Genomic DNA, 13,451 nt, shown 5'->3' with positions numbered 1-13,451 from the left:
TACGACCATGACGAGCGGCCTGAACAGCAGGCCCGCCTCGAACCGGAGTCCTGCGTGATCCGCAGGGTGCCGTACAGCAGTGACGCTGCTCGATGGAGCGCAGCGTGTTCGAAGAGGGCAGCACAGCCGGCCGGCGTGGGATGCAGGGAGTTCGGAGAGCAGTGATGCCTGAGCTTTACCATTACCTACAACAGCTGATCAACGGGCTCACCGTTGGCAGTACCTATGCCTTGATCGCCATCGGCTACACCATGGTGTACGGCATCATCGGGATGATCAACTTCGCCCACGGCGAGGTTTACATGATCGGCTCGTACGTCGCCTTCATCGCGATCATCGGGCTATCGATGATGGGCCTCGATGCCCTGCCGATCCTGATGATCGGCGCCTTTGTCGCCAGCATGATCGTCACCAGCGCCTACGGCTACAGCATCGAACGGGTAGCCTATCGCCCGCTGCGCGGCAGCAACCGGCTGATTCCGCTGATCTCCGCGATCGGCATGTCGATTCTGCTGCAGAACGTCGTGCTGCTGGCGCAGGACTCCAAGGACAAGGCCATTCCCAACCTGATGCCGGGCAACTTCGTGCTCGGTGAAAGCACCATGAACGGCGTGACGGTTTCCTACATGCAGGTAGCGATTTTCATCGTGACCTTCATCGCCATGTACGGATTGACGCTGTTCATCTCGCGTTCGCGACTGGGACGCGCCTGCCGCGCCTGTGCCGAAGACATCAAGATGGCCAACCTGCTGGGTATCAACACCAACAACATCATCGCTCTGACCTTCGTCATCGGTGCAGCGCTGGCGGCCGTCGCCGGCGTACTGATCAGCATGCAATACGGCGTGATCAACCCGCACATCGGCTTCCTCGCTGGCATCAAGGCGTTCACCGCGGCGGTACTCGGCGGCATCGGCAGTATCCCCGGAGCCATGCTAGGCGGTCTGGTGCTCGGTGTGGCCGAGGCGTTCGGTGCCGACATCTTCGGCGATCAGTACAAGGACGTGGTGGCCTTCAGCCTGCTGGTGCTCGTCCTGCTCTTCCGCCCCACCGGCATTCTCGGCCGCCCGGAGGTGGAAAAGGTATGACGCGCAATCTTCGCACAGCCTTCTTCAGCGCCCTGCTGGTCATCGCCGTCGCGGTGCCGGTGTTCGGCCTGAAACTCACCACCGTGGGCATCAAGGTCGAGGTTCATGGCGCACAGGCCTCGACCTTCTGGATCATCGCCGCGTGCGCCGTCGCCATGTTCGTCTGGCAGCTACTGCGCACACATCTGGCAGCCGGCTGGGCCGCCAGCCCGAGTCTGCCGAGCATTCCAGCCGGGGCCGGCAGCTTCTTAACCCTGCCGTCGACCCAGCGCTGGATCATCCTCGCGCTGGTGGTCGTCGCCCTGGCCTGGCCGTTCTATGGCTCGCGTGGCGCGGTGGATATCGCCACGCTGATCCTGATCTACGTGATGCTCGGTCTCGGCCTGAATATCGTCGTCGGCCTGGCTGGCCTGCTGGATCTGGGCTATGTCGGCTTCTATGCCGTGGGCGCCTACACCTACGCGCTGCTCTCGCACTACTACGGGGTCGGTTTCTGGACCGCATTGCCAATCGCCGGGGCGATGGCGGCGCTGTTCGGCTTCCTGCTGGGTTTCCCGGTACTACGCCTGCGCGGTGACTATCTGGCCATCGTTACCCTCGGCTTCGGCGAGATCATCCGCATCCTGCTGCGCAACATGACCGAAATCACCGGCGGCCCGAACGGCATCAGCGGCATCGACAAACCGACCCTGTTCGGCCTGTCGTTCGATCGCCGCGCCGCCGAGGGCATGCAGACCTTCCACGAGTATTTCGGGGTGGCCTACAACTCGGTGAACAAGGTGATCTTCCTCTACCTGATCGCCCTGCTGCTCGTACTGCTGACCCTGTTCGTGATCAACCGCCTGCTACGCATGCCGATCGGCCGCGCCTGGGAAGCGCTGCGCGAGGACGAGATTGCGTGCCGCGCATTGGGCATGAACCCGACCGTGATCAAGCTCTCGGCCTTCACGCTCGGCGCCACCTTCGCCGGTTTCGCCGGCAGCTTCTTCGCCGCACGGCAGGGGTTGGTGTCGCCGGAATCGTTCACCTTCATCGAGTCGGCGATCATCCTCGCCATCGTCGTGCTGGGTGGCATGGGCTCGCAACTCGGGGTGATCCTGGCCGCCATCGTAATGATCCTGCTGCCCGAACTGATGCGTGAGTTCAGCGAGTATCGGATGTTGATGTTCGGCGCCTTGATGGTGCTGATGATGATCTGGCGTCCGCAAGGCCTGCTGCCGATGCAACGCCCACACCTGGAGTTGAAGCAATGAGCCGCCCGATTCTAGAAGTACGCGGCCTGATGATGCGTTTCGGCGGCCTGCTGGCTGTCAACGAGGTGGGGCTGACGGTACACGACAAGCAAGTGGTTTCGATGATTGGCCCCAACGGTGCCGGCAAGACCACAGTATTCAACTGCCTGACCGGCTTCTATCAGCCCACCGCGGGGGAGATCCTCCTCGACGGCACGCCGATCCACGGTCTGCCCGGCCACAAGATCGCGCGTCAGGGCGTGGTGCGCACCTTCCAGAACGTCCGTCTGTTCAAAGACATGACGGCGGTGGAAAACCTGCTGGTGGCGCAACACAGGCACCTGAACACCAACTTCCTCGCCGGCCTGCTGAAGACCCCGGCGTTCCGCCAGAGCGAACGCGAGGCCATGGACTTCGCCGCCCACTGGCTGGAACAGGTGAACCTCACCGACGTCGCCAACCGCCCGGCGGGCACCCTCGCCTACGGCCAGCAGCGCCGCCTGGAAATCGCCCGTTGCATGATGACGCGGCCGCACATCCTTATGCTCGACGAGCCCGCCGCCGGCCTTAATCCGAAGGAAACCGAAGATCTCAAGGCCCTGATCACCCTGCTGCGCGAAGAGCACGGAGTGACCGTCCTGCTGATCGAGCATGACATGAAGCTGGTGATGAGCATTTCCGACCACATCTACGTCATCAACCAGGGCACGCCCCTGGCGGACGGAACGCCGGATCAGATTCGCAACAATCCGGACGTGATCAAAGCCTATCTGGGGGAGGCGTGAGCATGCTGTCTTTCGAAAACGTCTCAACCTTCTACGGCAAGATCCAAGCGCTGCACGACGTCAGCATCAACGTCGAGCGGGGTGAGATCGTCACGCTGATCGGTGCCAACGGTGCCGGCAAGTCGACCCTGCTGATGACGCTCTGCGGTTCGCCGCAGGCCGCCAGCGGCAGCATCCGTTATGAGGGCGAGGAGCTGGTCGGCCAGCAGAGCTGCGACATCATGCGCAAGAGCATCGCGGTGGTCCCCGAGGGACGCCGGGTGTTCGCGCGCCTGACCGTCGAGGAAAACCTTGCCATGGGCGGGTTCTTCGGCAACAAGGCCGACAACCAACAACAGCTGGACAAGGTACTGCACCTGTTTCCCCGTCTCGAGGAGCGCCTCGCGCAGCGCGCCGGCACCATGTCTGGCGGCGAGCAGCAGATGCTTGCCATCGGTCGTGCGCTGATGAGCAAGCCGAAGCTACTACTGCTCGACGAGCCGTCACTAGGCCTGGCACCGATCATCATCCAGCAGATCTTCGACATCATCGAGCAGCTGCGCGAGGATGGCGTGACCATCTTCCTCGTCGAGCAGAACGCCAATCAGGCGCTCAAGCTCGCCGACCGCGGCTATGTGCTGGAGAACGGCCACATCGTCATGCAAGGCAGTGGCGAACAGCTGTTGAACGATCCGAAGGTGCGTGACGCCTATCTAGGCGGGTAACGGTAACCGTGCAGAAAAAAGCCGGGCAGTCGCCCGGCTTTTTTTCACTTGCCGCGAATGCTAAAGGATCAGGCCTTCGGCAGGGTCACGCCGCGTTGGCCCTGGTACTTGCCGCCACGATCGCGGTAAGACACCTCACAGGGCTCATCGGACTGCAGGAACAGCATCTGCGCCACACCCTCATTAGCGTAGATCTTAGCCGGCAGCGTGGTGGTGTTGGAGAACTCCAGCGTCACATGGCCTTCCCACTCGGGCTCCAGCGGGGTGACATTGACGATGATGCCGCAGCGCGCATAGGTACTCTTGCCCAGACAGATCGTCAGTACATCACGAGGAATACGGAAATACTCGACGGTTCGGGCCAAAGCAAAGGAGTTCGGCGGAATGATGCACACCGGCCCCTTGACGTCCACGAAGCTCTTCTCGTCGAAGTTCTTCGGGTCCACGGTCGCCGAATGGATATTGGTGAACACCTTGAATTCGTCAGCGCAGCGCACGTCGTAGCCATAGCTCGAAACGCCGTAAGAAATCAGCGGCTCGCTGCCCTCGGTACGCACCTGGCGCTCGACGAAGGGCTCGATCATGCCGTGATCCTGCGCCATACGGCGAATCCACTTGTCCGATTTGATGCTCATCGTGGCGTCCTGATTGGGCGAAGAGATTGAAAAAAACAGGTGGGCATCTTACCGGCGCCGCCGCCCCTCTCCAACCCCGGAAAACGCGGCTTTGCGTCCGGCTGGAAGCCGTCAAACAACAATACTGAAAATAAAGCTCGCTTTGCTGCAGAAAAACGGTATCGTTACTCGGCTGCTGCTGCATGTGTCACCGTGAATCGCTACATGTTTAGATTTCGATCCAAATATCGATACGACTCCTATCTCCTTGCACACAGTGATGTTCGGACCTTTTCAGTCCGCACTTTATTTTTCAAAACTTGGTTCAAGGAGACATCAAATGTCCAATCGCCAAACCGGTACCGTTAAGTGGTTCAACGATGAGAAAGGCTTCGGCTTCATCACTCCGCAATCCGGTGACGACCTCTTCGTACACTTCCGTGCCATTCAAGGTGACGGCTTCAAGAGCCTGAAAGAAGGCCAGCAGGTCTCCTTCGTCGCTACCCGCGGCCAGAAAGGCATGCAAGCTGAGGAAGTTCAGGTTATCTAACCTGAATCTTCTCTAAAAAAGCCCCGCTTCGGCGGGGCTTTTTTTGTGTCTGCGATTCCAGCAGCGAAACGGGCGATGACGCTAAGCGTCGCCGCCCACCTCGCTTAATCGTCAGATATCACGATGTGCGGCATCGACTGAGCGACGACATGCCCGCTCTGCGCAATGCGTGCACCGACGGTGCGCGCGATTTCCTGGTAGATCATCGCAATCTGGCTATCCGGGTCAGCAATCACCGTCGGTTTCCCGGCATCGGCCTGGCTGCGGATCGCCATCGACAGCGGCAGCGATGCCAGCAGATCGACGTTGTACTGCGCCGCCAGCTTCTCGCCGCCCCCCTCACCGAACAGATGCTCTGCATGGCCGCAGTTAGAGCAGATGTGAATGGCCATGTTCTCCACCACTCCCAGCACCGGGATATTCACCTTGCGGAACATCTCGACGCCTTTTTTCGCATCGAGCAGGGCCAGATCCTGCGGCGTGGTAACGATTACGGCACCGGTTACCGGAACCTTTTGCGCCAGGGTCAGCTGGATGTCGCCCGTGCCCGGCGGCATATCCACCACCAGATAATCGAGGTCGTTCCATTCGGTCTGGGTGATCAGTTGCAGCAACGCTCCAGACACCATCGGGCCGCGCCAGACCATCGGGGTCTTGTCGTCGGATAGAAATGCCATGGACATGACCTGCACGCCGTGGGCCTCAAGCGGGATGAACGCCTTGCCGTCGCGAATTTCCGGACGGGTCCCCTCGGCGATGCCGAACATGATTCCCTGGCTTGGGCCATAGATATCGGCGTCCAGCACGCCCACCCGTGCACCTTCCCGCGCCAGCGCTAAGGCAAGATTGGCTGCCGTGGTGGATTTGCCGACGCCGCCCTTACCCGAAGCCACAGCGATGATGTTCTTCACATTCGCCAAAGCGGGCACCTGATCCTGAGCCTTGTGCGCGCGGATTACGCAGTCGACCTGCACATCCGCGCGGCTTACGCCTTCCAGCTGCTCGATCGCCATCGCCAACAGCTGCGCCCAGCCGCTGCGAAACAACCCGGCAGCGTAACCCAGCTCCAGCTGCACGCTGACCCGATCACCCTGTACGTCAATCGAACGAACGCAACCGGCGCTTACCGGATCCTGATTCAAATGGGGATCGGTGTACTGACGCAGTACGGTTTCCACAGCTTCACGGGTGACGGACATGGTTACTCCTAGAAAGACCGAGCAAATCAGACAGGCATCTTACCCCGCCCGCGAGCTCCGAGCCCACCGACGACCGATCGGCACTACTACAGCGGGGCGATCGGGCTGCGCGGATGAAAAATGCGCGCCGGACCTTTATAGTTGCAGACTTTCTTTTCGCAGTTCCGACCGCAGAGTCCCCATGTCCGAAGTCCGCCAGATCCTCGTTACCAGCGCCCTGCCCTACGCCAACGGTTCGATCCACCTCGGCCACATGCTCGAGTACATCCAGACCGACATGTGGGTGCGCTTCCAGAAGCTACGCGGCAACCAGTGCATTTACGTCTGCGCCGACGATGCCCACGGCTCGGCAATCATGCTGCGTGCTGAGAAGGAAGGCATCACGCCGGAACAGCTGATTGCCAACGTGCAGGCCGAACATGGCAGCGACTTCGCCGACTTCCTGGTGGATTTCGACAACTTCCATTCGACTCATTCAGAAGAGAATCGCGAGTTCGCCGAGCTGATCTACACCCGCCTGCGCGATGCTGGCCACATCGCCACTCGCTCGGTGACGCAGTATTTCGACCCTGAGAAAGGCATGTTCCTCGCCGACCGCTTCATCAAGGGCACTTGCCCCAAGTGCGGTGCCGAAGACCAGTATGGCGACAATTGCGAGAAGTGCGGCGCCACCTACGAACCAACCGAGCTGAAAGATCCGCGCTCGGCGATTTCCGGCGCCACGCCGGTGCTCAAGGATTCCAAGCACTTCTTCTTCAAGCTGCCGGACTTCGAGGCCATGCTGAAGGAATGGACCCGCGGCGGCGCGCTGCAGGAATCGGTGGCCAACAAAATCGCCGAATGGCTCGATGGTGGACTGCAGGAATGGGACATCTCTCGCGATGCGCCCTACTTCGGCTTCGAGATCCCGGGCGAGCCGGGCAAGTATTTCTACGTATGGCTGGATGCGCCGATCGGCTACATGGCGAGCTTCAAGAACCTCTGCAAGCGCCGCCCGGAGCTCTCCTTCGACGCCTTCTGGAGCAAGGAGTCGAGCGCAGAGCTGTACCACTTCATCGGCAAGGACATCATTAACTTCCACACCCTGTTCTGGCCGGCGATGCTGGAAGGCGCGGGGTTCCGCAAGCCGACCGCAGTGAACGTGCACGGCTATCTGACGGTGAACGGACAGAAGATGTCCAAGTCGCGCGGCACCTTCATCAAGGCACGTACCTATCTAGAACACCTGAACCCCGAGTACCTGCGTTACTACTACGCCTCCAAGCTGGGTCGCGGCGTGGACGACCTCGACCTGAACCTCGACGACTTCGTGCAGAAGGTCAATTCCGACCTGGTCGGCAAGGTGGTGAACATTGCCAGCCGCTGCGCCGGCTTCATCCACAAGGGCAACGCTGGCGCAATGGTCGACGCCAATCCCGAACCCGAGCTGTGGGAAGCCTTCCAGGCCGCCGCGCCAAGCATCGCCGAAGCCTACGAGCACCGCGATTTCGGCCGCGCCATGCGCGAGATCATGCACCTGGCTGACCGCGCCAACGCCTGGATCGCCGACAAGGCGCCGTGGGCGCTGAACAAAGTTGAGGGCAAGCAAGCCGAGGTGCAGGAGATCTGCGCCTTCGGCATCAACCTGTTCCGCCAGCTGGTGATTTTCTTGAAGCCGGTGCTGCCGAACCTCGCCGCCGCTGCCGAGCAGTTCCTCAACGTCGCGCCGCTCACTTGGAACGACCATGCCGCGCTGTTGGCCAACCATCAGCTCAACGCCTTCACCCCGCTGATGATCCGCATCGAACCCGTGAAGATCGAAGCCATGATCGAAGCCTCCAAGGAAGACCTCGCTGCCCAGTCCACCGAAGCCGCCGCCCCCGCAGGCAACGGCGAGCTGGTCAAGGAGCCGCTGGCGGCGGAAATCAACTTCGACGCCTTCGCCGCGGTTGACCTGCGCATCGCGCTGATCGAGAAGGCCGAGTTCGTCGAAGGCGCCGACAAGCTGCTACGCCTGACGCTGGACATCGGTGATGCCAAGCGCAACGTGTTCTCTGGCATCAAGAGCGCCTATCCAGACCCGAGCAAGTTGGAAGGTCGCCTGACCCTCTACGTCGCCAACCTGGCACCGCGCAAGATGAAGTTCGGCATGTCCGAAGGGATGGTCCTGGCCGCTGGTCCCGGCGGCAGCGAGATCTACCTGCTGAGCCCCGATAACGGCGCCAAGCCGGGCCAGCGCGTCATGTAACCCGACTTCGCGTGCCGGCTTGCCGACCGGCACGCGACAGCCCGACGCTTAACGGAAACGCCATGAGCGAGCCTGTAGACTCTTCCCGTTGCCCGCTCTGCGGTCAGCCCAACCAGTGCGGCGAGTGCGACCCTGCTGCCGCCCAGCCCTGCTGGTGCTTCACCACCCCCATTCCTGAGCACGTGCTCGAGCGCATTCCTGCCACTTTGCGGAACCAAGCCTGCATCTGCCCCCGCTGCGCCCGCGGTGAAACCGCAAACTCCGATGCGCCTTGATCGCTACCTCGCTAACCGCGCACGCCTGAGTCGTCAGGACGTTCGCCGCCTGCTGGCCGACGGTCGAGTGCAAGTGAATGGCGAAGTCAGCCAGATCATGGATCTGGAAATCCGCGTATTTGACCGAATCGAGCTGGATGAAGAAGTGCTGCAAACGGGGAAGGCGGCGCGCTACCTGATGCTGAACAAACCGGCAGGCTGCGTCAGCGCCACCCAGGATATGGCGCATCGCACCGTGCTCGATCTGATCGACGAACCGGACAAGCACGACCTGCACATCGCCGGCCGCCTCGACTTCAACACCACCGGACTGATGCTCCTCACCAACGATGGCCTATGGTCCCGTCGCCTGACCCAGCCAACCAGCCTGCAGGGCAAGGTGTACCTGGTTGAAACTGAAAACGAAATCGACCCCAGCTGTATCGAAGCCTTCGCCCAAGGGATGTACTTTCGCTTCGAAAACCTGACCACGCTGCCCGCCCAGCTCGAACTGCTGGGCACCCACCACGCCCGTCTGACGCTGCATGAAGGCCGTTACCACCAGGTCAAGCGCATGTTTGGCCGCTTCAACAACAAGGTCATCGCCCTCCATCGTGAAAGCATGGGCTCCTTGGTTCTGGATGAAGCGCTCAGTCCCGGTAACTATCGCCCGCTTACATCGCACGAAATCGCCCTGATCTGAGACTATTCCGCCCCGCTCACCAGAAAAACCCATCGACACCCTTCATTTCACCCAGAGCTTCTGGTAAAAAGGCACCCCTCAGCGGGCGTCGTATAATGGCATTACCTGAGCTTCCCAAGCTCATGACGAGGGTTCGATTCCCTTCGCCCGCTCCAGACACCTAACGTTAAGGCCCTGTTTTTACAGGGCCTTTTCGTTTCTGGCTTTTGGTGGTGTCGAAGAAGTGTCGAAAAGGTCCAGCCGTACAGGCCGTGATCAGACGGAAGAAAGCGCCTGGATGACGTGCTTAGGATCATTATGGATGGCGCGCAGCAGCGCCTTTGCCGGTCCGGTCGGCTCCCGTCGACCTTGCTCCCAGTTACGCAGCGTACCCAGTTGAACGTCGATCATCGCTGCGAATTTGGCCTGAGTCAGACCGGTTGCTTTGCGGATCTCTTTCACCTGCAGCGAGTCGACGACGAATTCCCGCGAGGGTTGACGTTCGCCACGGTGAATCTCGTCCATCTGCTGGACGCTTTCTAGAAGATCTTCAAAGAATTTGCTCATGGTGATTACCTCCACCGTTCGATGATTTGCTTGAGCACCTTGCGCTCGTCTGCCGTCAGGTCGTCCTTCTCGTTCTTCGGATAGATCAGCAGTAGTGCGATCTGCGAAGCCGCCGTGAAGTGGTAGTAGATGACCCTGGACCCGCCTCGCTTGCCGTGATTGCTAGACGCAACGCGGACCTTGCGAATGCCGCCAGTACCTTCAATCACATCGCCCATGTCCGGCCGGTCAGCCAGTTGGCGCTGAAACTCCGCGTAGCTGTCATCGCTAAGCAGATCCCGCAGGCGCTTGGTGAAGATCGGTGTCTCGATAAAGATCATAGCCGTATAGTACGCCAGTGGCGCACCCCCTTCAATTGATTCGATTACTGGCTGGCGAGCGGTAACGTGATGCCGGCCAACGGTCCTAACCTGATCGCATCATGCAAATGCTCTGGCGCGAGGTGTGCGTATCTCATCGTCATGTTCAGTGAGGCATGGCCCAGGATCTCTTTCAGCGTCACGATATGGCCACCCCCCATGATGAAGTGAGCTGCGAACGTGTGCCGCAGGATGTGGCTTGCTTGCCCGCGTGGCGGCTTGATCGTGGTCGAGAGCAGAACCAGCCGAAACACGCCAATGCAGTTGGTGAACGGCCCGTAGGTTTGCCAGTGCTTCTTGATTGCCGCTACCAGCTCCGGCGTAACCGGGACCATCCGCACCCGTTTGGACTTGGTATTGGCGAACACCAGGGCGTTGCCTCGAATCCGCTCCGGTCGCAACGCTTGAGCCTCACCCCACCTCGCCCCGGTCGCCAAGCAGATCCGCGCCACCATCGCCGGATGCGGAGACGTGGTCCGAGCCTGAAGCGCATCGAGCAGCTCGGAGATCTGCGGCTTGGTCAGGTAGGCCAAGGGGCGCTCTTGCAGCCGAACCGGGCGAATACGTGTGAACGGACAGGGATAGTCGATCACATCGAGTTTATGCAGCTCGTTGTAAACGGCTTTCAGGTAGCCGAGGCGATTGTTCGCCGTCTTGCCGGTGACGCCAGCTGACATCCAACGCGCGCGTGTGGCGGCGATCTTCGCGCCATCGACCATACGAGCTATCGGATCGCCCATCGCCTTGGCACACGCCCGCAAGATCGCCACACGTCGAACGCCATCGGAGAGCGAGACGCCGTGGAGATCGAACCACAGCTCGACCAGCTCTGATAGCCTGCGCTTGTCCTTTGGCCGTGGCGCCCAATCGTTCGATTCGCTGCACTTGGCCCGACAAGTCGCCTCGAAGCGCATTGCCTCGGCCTTGGTCTTCAGCGTCTTGCGAAACCGCTTGCCTTTGACCGGCTCAACATCGACCCGCCAGCGACCGTCAGGGAGCTGCTGGATCGCCATCAGACCGCTCTGCCCCATCGAACATGGCGTTCTTGAAGCAACGTTTTGATGTGCTTGTACAGATCACGCTCGCTCATGTCTTTGGCGGCGTAGTGGTCACGAATGACCGGCCAGCATTCCCAATCCTTCAGTCGATCAAATGCGGTTTTAGCGCCCACTCGCTCCCGTGCCAGCAGGCTTACGAAGTTTCCCAGGAACAGCTCCACGTTCTTGCCCGAGAAGCCCCGTGACGTCTTGTAGTAGCGCTTGTATTCCGTTTCATCGACCAGGGAATCGACCGCCACATCGACCCGCACGTCATCACGCATCAACGTCCAGATCGGTTCGTATTGCCCTGGGCGGTGCAGCAACTTGAACTGGCACAGCCCGTAGCGCCACAGGCCGTCCAAGTGGGCGGAGAACGCCGCAAACGAATCCGTTTCAATGGCCTCACCGGTCTTGGCACTGATCGACCCGCTGGCGAACTGCTGGATGACCGAATGGTGATAGCGCAGCTCGACCCGCCACACGTCCGCCTCTGGATCGTAGTTATCAGGATCAGCCGGATCGAACGAATCCCTGCGACGCCAGACGCTTTCCCAGAAGTCGAGCTTATCAGTTGCGCGGGCCTGTTCGGTTTTGTTGTAGATACAGAGCTGGACGCCACCAGCAGAGCCGAACATGGACGTTTCGCCACGACCGTAAACGCTGGACTTGGTCGCCCAGCTGATCTCGTTGATACCCGAGATATCCCGGTGCGTCCGCGCGCGACAGTGCAGGCGTGCCACCAGATCCACCGGAGGCTTCCAGCCCTGGAGATCCAACGCCAGATGGACAGCGCACTGGTTGCGTTCGCGGTGTGTCATTACGGCTGCGGCGTAGTAGTCCATCCGCTCTTGCAGGCGCTCAGGCGACAGCGCGTCGATGGCGTGCGGCGACACTTCGATTTTCAAGTGCGGGCCGATGTTCTCGAGCTTGGCGTTGAAGTTCTTGATGAGCAGGATGAACCCGAGGTCGGCGTTCTGGAGCTTGTACTGGTAGCCCGAGTCCCGCCCTACCCGTCCGGCGTGCCAGAACTCCCCGGCGAACTCGACCATGACGCCCGGCTTCTCGAACAGCGCCATGATTTCCGGGCGGATCAGCCCGCGATACAGCTGGCGGACCGTATCGACGCCGCAACGCAGCAACCGAACGCCCGACAGGTCTGTCAGCTTGGCCGAATGGCTATCGAAGAACAGTCGCCCGGTTGGGGTTTCCTGGAAGTTCTGATCAACACGAATCTGGTCTTTAACGCTCATTCTCTTCTGCTCCAAATTGCAACGAATCGACACTGTTCAGTTGGGTTTATCTGACGTGTTACAGGGACGTCAGCGGCCCGGCGGCGCCGCGCTGGCCCCGGCGCCCGAGGCGCTACGCTGGCGGGCGCCGGCGTCAGACTCGCGGCGTGCCGGGCTGATCGACGCGACCGGATCGATCACGCTGGTAACCGCTCCACGCCCCGTCCAAGGCGTGATGCGTTCGCCGTCGATATCGCAGTACATATCCATCTGCCCAGCGAAGAAGCGGCACTCCCCGAGCGGTACAACGCGGGTGAGGCCACTGTTCGAGATGAGCACCACGCGGGCGGTCTTGCTTACCGGTCGGGCGTTTCCCGTGTTCTGCCAGTAGATCCCCTCCGTCTCGGGCGCAGGCGGTGACGGCGGACGCCATGAGCCGACCGGCGCCATGACGTAGCCGCCCACTCGCCACGTGAGCGACATCACCGGGCCTTCGGGCTTGCTGTACACGGTGGAAGCGGCGCGAGAGGTGCGCGAGGGCGCTTCTTTGGGGGAAGGGGTGGCCACCGGAGCGGGAGGCGGCGCAGGCGGCACCACCGGTGTACTGAAGAACGAGCGCACGCCCATGACGCCGAAGACTCCGCACACGGTGACGATGCCGATCAGCCCCCACAGGCCCCAGGAACGCAACAGCGAGGCGCGCCCATCGGCCTTGGATTCGTCGCCCACATCGCCTGTGGCCGATTGCGTGGCCGACTTGTAGTAGCACCACACGGTTGGCTTGAAGGTGCCGGCGGTCTGCCGCAGGAGAGCGGTTTTCGGTGGCCGCTGGCCCTTGGCGGCGCCCCGGTAGATATCGACCCGGTAGTACTTCTTGGACTTCTTGACGATGCGGTAGGTGGTTTCGACCAGCAGGGTGAC

General features: G+C 61.0%; 15 protein-coding genes and 1 tRNA gene. 9 read left to right on the top strand and 7 right to left on the bottom strand.

Annotated features, from left to right (window positions below):
- Nucleotides 1-164: 164 nt before the first annotated feature.
- From livH to N8H22_RS15805, 4 genes are read left to right on the top strand one after another with little or no spacing between them, the layout of a single operon-like run.
- Nucleotides 165-1,088: a high-affinity branched-chain amino acid ABC transporter permease LivH gene (livH, locus tag N8H22_RS15820; RefSeq protein WP_264591473.1), complete on the top strand. Its 924-nt coding sequence runs from the start codon at nt 165-167 to the stop codon at nt 1,086-1,088.
- Complete coding sequence (locus N8H22_RS15815) at nt 1,085-2,341, top strand: high-affinity branched-chain amino acid ABC transporter permease LivM (RefSeq protein WP_264591472.1); 1,257 nt, start codon at nt 1,085-1,087, stop codon at nt 2,339-2,341. The genes livH and N8H22_RS15815 overlap by 4 nt, the downstream gene beginning before the upstream one ends.
- Nucleotides 2,338-3,105, top strand: a complete 768-nt coding sequence (gene livG, locus N8H22_RS15810) for a high-affinity branched-chain amino acid ABC transporter ATP-binding protein LivG (protein WP_264591471.1) — start codon at nt 2,338-2,340, stop codon at nt 3,103-3,105. The genes N8H22_RS15815 and livG overlap by 4 nt, the downstream gene beginning before the upstream one ends.
- Nucleotides 3,106-3,107: 2 nt before the next feature.
- Nucleotides 3,108-3,809, top strand: a complete 702-nt coding sequence (locus N8H22_RS15805) for an ATP-binding cassette domain-containing protein (protein WP_008566733.1) — start codon at nt 3,108-3,110, stop codon at nt 3,807-3,809.
- A gap of 68 nt (nt 3,810-3,877) precedes the next feature.
- Here the strand turns inward: N8H22_RS15805 and dcd are convergent, their stop codons facing one another.
- Nucleotides 3,878-4,444: a dCTP deaminase gene (gene dcd / locus N8H22_RS15800; RefSeq protein ID WP_264591470.1), complete on the bottom strand. Its 567-nt coding sequence runs from the start codon at nt 4,442-4,444 to the stop codon at nt 3,878-3,880.
- Between the two features lie 319 nt (nt 4,445-4,763).
- Between dcd and N8H22_RS15795 the strand changes: the two genes are divergently transcribed.
- On the top strand, nt 4,764-4,973 hold the full coding sequence (locus tag N8H22_RS15795; RefSeq protein ID WP_003282211.1) for a cold-shock protein: 210 nt from the start codon (nt 4,764-4,766) through the stop codon (nt 4,971-4,973).
- A 104-nt stretch (nt 4,974-5,077) separates the two neighbouring features.
- On the opposite strand, the gene apbC is transcribed toward N8H22_RS15795, so the two are convergent.
- Nucleotides 5,078-6,172: an iron-sulfur cluster carrier protein ApbC gene (gene apbC, locus N8H22_RS15790; RefSeq protein WP_264591469.1), complete on the bottom strand. Its 1,095-nt coding sequence runs from the start codon at nt 6,170-6,172 to the stop codon at nt 5,078-5,080.
- Between the two features lie 181 nt (nt 6,173-6,353).
- Between apbC and metG the strand changes: the two genes are divergently transcribed.
- The 4 genes from metG to N8H22_RS15770 all read left to right on the top strand — a co-directional run bounded on the left by metG (nt 6,354) and on the right by N8H22_RS15770 (nt 9,511).
- Complete coding sequence (gene metG / locus N8H22_RS15785) at nt 6,354-8,399, top strand: methionine--tRNA ligase (protein ID WP_264591468.1); 2,046 nt, start codon at nt 6,354-6,356, stop codon at nt 8,397-8,399.
- Nucleotides 8,400-8,461: 62 nt separating this feature from the next.
- Entirely contained in the window at nt 8,462-8,674 is a 213-nt protein-coding gene (locus N8H22_RS15780) for a cysteine-rich CWC family protein (RefSeq protein ID WP_264591467.1), read from the top strand.
- Nucleotides 8,664-9,356 (top strand): pseudouridine synthase, encoded by a 693-nt coding sequence (locus N8H22_RS15775; RefSeq protein WP_264591466.1) that lies wholly within the window; start codon nt 8,664-8,666, stop codon nt 9,354-9,356. Before N8H22_RS15780 ends, N8H22_RS15775 begins: the two co-directional genes overlap by 11 nt.
- A gap of 81 nt (nt 9,357-9,437) precedes the next feature.
- Nucleotides 9,438-9,511 (top strand) — tRNA-Gly (locus N8H22_RS15770).
- A gap of 100 nt (nt 9,512-9,611) precedes the next feature.
- Here N8H22_RS15770 and N8H22_RS15765 read toward each other — a convergent pair.
- The 5 genes from N8H22_RS15765 to N8H22_RS15745 all read right to left on the bottom strand — a co-directional run.
- Nucleotides 9,612-9,902 carry a helix-turn-helix domain-containing protein gene (locus tag N8H22_RS15765; protein WP_003302338.1) on the bottom strand — a complete coding sequence of 97 codons (291 nt, stop codon included), beginning with the start codon at nt 9,900-9,902 and terminating at the stop codon, nt 9,612-9,614.
- A 5-nt stretch (nt 9,903-9,907) separates the two neighbouring features.
- A complete protein-coding gene (locus N8H22_RS15760) occupies nt 9,908-10,222 on the bottom strand; it encodes a type II toxin-antitoxin system RelE/ParE family toxin (RefSeq protein ID WP_264591465.1) in 315 nt (104 codons plus the stop codon).
- Nucleotides 10,223-10,266: 44 nt separating this feature from the next.
- Entirely contained in the window at nt 10,267-11,274 is a 1,008-nt protein-coding gene (locus N8H22_RS15755; RefSeq protein ID WP_264591464.1) for a tyrosine-type recombinase/integrase, read from the bottom strand.
- The gene (locus N8H22_RS15750; RefSeq protein WP_264591463.1) at nt 11,274-12,551 is read right to left on the bottom strand and encodes a hypothetical protein; all 1,278 of its coding nucleotides are present in this window, start codon (nt 12,549-12,551) and stop codon (nt 11,274-11,276) included. The genes N8H22_RS15755 and N8H22_RS15750 overlap by 1 nt, the downstream gene beginning before the upstream one ends.
- Before the next feature lie 69 nt (nt 12,552-12,620).
- A partial coding sequence (locus N8H22_RS15745) for a hypothetical protein (RefSeq protein ID WP_264591462.1) occupies nt 12,621-13,451 on the bottom strand: 831 nt, incomplete at its 5' end.

This window comes from Stutzerimonas sp. S1 (assembly GCF_025966695.1).
Lineage (GTDB): Bacteria > Pseudomonadota > Gammaproteobacteria > Pseudomonadales > Pseudomonadaceae > Stutzerimonas.
The sequence above is the reverse complement of the archived record's forward strand: the minus strand, read 5'-3'. Positions and strand labels throughout refer to the sequence as shown.